Genomic DNA, 2,790 nt, shown 5'->3' with positions numbered 1-2,790 from the left:
CGCGCGCGCGCGCGCGCGCCGCGCCGCCACTTGCGCCACCGCCCGAACTCTGACGCGCCGGAGCACTACCACCGCCGCCACCGCCGCCGTAGCTGCCACCGCCATCATCCATCGACGCGCCGCCGCCCATGCCCTGGCGGCTGCCCAGCATTTGCATGGTGTCGGCGATGATTTCGGTGGTGTATTTTTCCACGCCGTCCTTGTCGGTCCACTTGCGTGTTTGCAGGCGGCCTTCGACGTAGACTTGCGACCCCTTCTTCAGGTACTGGCCGGCGATTTCAGCCAGCTTGCGATAGAAGGTGATGCGGTGCCATTCAGTGAGTTCTTTCTTTTCACCGCTGTTCTTGTCTTTCCAGCTTTCGGTCGTGGCGACGGCGACGTTGGTGACGGCTTCGCCATTGGGCATGTAGCGCGTTTCCGGGTCGCGCCCGAGGTTGCCGACGATGATGACTTTATTGACCGATGCCATTGTTTCTCCTGGATTTCACTAAATTTGATAACTGATTTGATACCTAAGCCGTTGCGCTTGCGGGCTGGGCGCCGCGCAGATTTTTCATGTTAGACGCGATTATAAGCCAGGTCAGTGTTGCCACAGCACACATTACGAACACCGAGGGCGCGCCTGCAAATTGTTTCAGCCATCCGCCCAAGGCGCCGCCACAGAACAGGCCGAGCGCTTGCAGCGTATTGTAGACGCCCAGCGCCGTGCCTTTTGCGGCGGCCGGGGCGATGCGCGACACCAGCGACGGTTGGCAGGCTTCGAGGATGTTGAACGCGATGAAGAAAGCGAACAACAGGAACACCAGCACCCACCAATGCGCGGCGAAATGCGCCAAGGTCGCCCACATGCCGACCTGCACCAGCAGCAGCAAGGAAATCGCCGCGACAAACACCTGTTTCATCAAGCCGCGCTTTTCACCGATGAACACTGGCGGCAGCATGAAAATGAACGAGGCCAGCACCACCGGCAGATAAATCTTCCAATGTTCGGCCACCGGCAAACCGGCATATTGCACCAGCGCGGCGGGCAACACCACGAACATTGCCATCTGCGTCATGTGCAATGCGAACACGCCGAAGTTCAGGCGCATCAGTTCGCCATGGCGCAGCACTTCGCCCAGCGGCACACGACGCGCCTTGACCATCGGCGCATCGGGCACCACGAACAGCACCACGCCGATGGCGGCCAGCGCCAGTACGCCGGTGAGTCCGAAGATGCCGCCCATGCCGATCGCTTCATACAACAACGGCGACGCCACCAGCGATAGCGCGAAGGTCAGGCCGATGGAGCCGCCCACCATTGCCATGGCTTTGGTGCGATGTTCTTCACGCGTCGAATCGGCGATGAAAGCCGTCACCGCCGCCGAAATCGCCCCGGCGCCCTGGATCGCGCGGCCGGCGATGACCCAGCCGATATCCTGCGCACCGGCAGCGACGAAAGAGCCCAGCGCAAACAATACCAATCCCACAACGATGACGCGCTTGCGGCCATATTTGTCGGATGCCATGCCAAACGGAATCTGGCCGAACGATTGCGCCAGGCCGTAGATGCCCATGGCGAGTCCGACCATGGCCGCGCTTTCACCGCCCGACATGCCTTTGGCGTGGACCGCGAACACCGGCAGAATCAGGAACAGTCCGAGCATGCGCAAGGCGAAAATCGACGCCAGCGAGGCGCTGGCGCGGACTTCGGCGCCGGACATGCCGGCTTTCTGTGCAGATTCGGTGAGATTGGCGTTCATGATGGAAGTGACGTGGCTGCACATGCTGCCGGAATAAGGTCCGGATCGACAGCGTGCGTTGGCGGTTACCCAAACCCGGTATGTTAGCAGCAAACAAATCCAGCCCCGCTTTTTCTGCGTGTGTTCGCCCCACAAAGCACCATCTGGAATTTACCCAAAATTTCATGTTTCGTTTTGTAACGCAATGTTTCCGGCCTGACGATTATGTAACAATAGACGGTTGCCCATCTCAGCCCGTTGCTCGTATTCAATTTTATGCTTTCGCCTGTCCGCTCGCCCTACCTGACGCCACTCCAGCAGCACCTTTCAGCGAGGTGGGCATGGTTGCTCCTGGCGGCCGTGGCGTGTTCCTACTTGCTTCCAGGCATCTTCGGGCACGGCCCCTGGAAACAGGACGAAGCCTACAGCTTCGGCATGATCCATCACATGCTCACCAGCGGCGACTATCTGGTGCCGACCAACGCCGGCGTGCCCTTCATGGAAAAGCCGCCGCTCTACTACTGGACCGCGGCGTTGCATTGGCCGACAGCCTGCAGCCGCTGGCTTCGCGTCGCTATTCGGTGGCCTCGGTGCAGGACGACGAACGGGTTCACCTGCTGGTGCGCCAGGTCGCGCACGAAGACGGTTTCGGCCTGGCTTCGGGCTGGCTGACGGAATACGCGCCGCTGGGCAGCACGATCGCATTGCGCCTGCTGGAAAACAGCAACTTCGCGCTCGCTCCCGAGCCGACGCCGGCCATCTTCATCGGCAACGGTTCCGGCCTGGCCGGTTTGCGCGGCCATCTGCGCGCCCGCATCGCAAGCGGCCGGCGCCGCAACTGGCTGCTCTTCGGCGAACGTCATCGCGCCCACGATTTCCTCTATCGCGAGGAAATCGAACAATGGATGCAGGAAGACATGCTCAGTCGTGTCGACCTCGCCTTCTCGCGCGACCAGGCCGAGCGCGTCTACGTGCAGGACAAGTTGCGCCAGGCCGCCGATATGCTCAAGGCCTGGCTCGATGAAGGCGCCGTGCTGTACGTCTGCGGCAGCCTCGACGGCATGGCCGC

General features: G+C 61.5%; 3 protein-coding genes and 1 pseudogene. 2 read left to right on the top strand and 2 right to left on the bottom strand.

The features are described from left to right. Window positions 1–469, bottom strand: a 469-nt coding sequence (ssb, locus tag HLUSI_RS0104375; protein WP_016832819.1) for a single-stranded DNA-binding protein, incomplete at its 3' end; no start/stop codon positions are given. Between the two features lie 43 nt (window positions 470–512). After that, a complete protein-coding gene (locus HLUSI_RS0104370; protein WP_193365566.1) occupies window positions 513–1,703 on the bottom strand; it encodes an MFS transporter in 1,191 nt (396 codons plus the stop codon). A 294-nt stretch (window positions 1,704–1,997) separates the two neighbouring features. On the opposite strand from HLUSI_RS0104370, the pseudogene HLUSI_RS33870 reads away from it, so the two are divergent. Both HLUSI_RS33870 and HLUSI_RS26925 read left to right on the top strand, forming a co-directional pair. Continuing rightward, window positions 1,998–2,258 (top strand): annotated as a pseudogene (locus HLUSI_RS33870) (ArnT family glycosyltransferase); the annotation flags it as partial. A gap of 2 nt (window positions 2,259–2,260) precedes the next feature. Further along, on the top strand, window positions 2,261–2,790 hold a 530-nt coding region (locus HLUSI_RS26925; RefSeq protein ID WP_016832817.1), incomplete at its 3' end, for a hypothetical protein.

The sequence above is a fragment of the Herbaspirillum lusitanum P6-12 genome, assembly GCF_000256565.1.
Taxonomy (GTDB): domain Bacteria; phylum Pseudomonadota; class Gammaproteobacteria; order Burkholderiales; family Burkholderiaceae_D; genus Herbaspirillum; species Herbaspirillum lusitanum.
This window is presented reverse-complemented; position numbering and strand designations above follow the sequence as displayed.

What these genes read in the sequence shown, in the direction of transcription:
- HLUSI_RS0104370 (WP_193365566.1), bottom strand. Translation starts at nt 1,703, where the DNA reads ATGTCCGGCGCCGAAGTCCGCGCCAGCGCCTCGCTGGCGTCGATTTTC.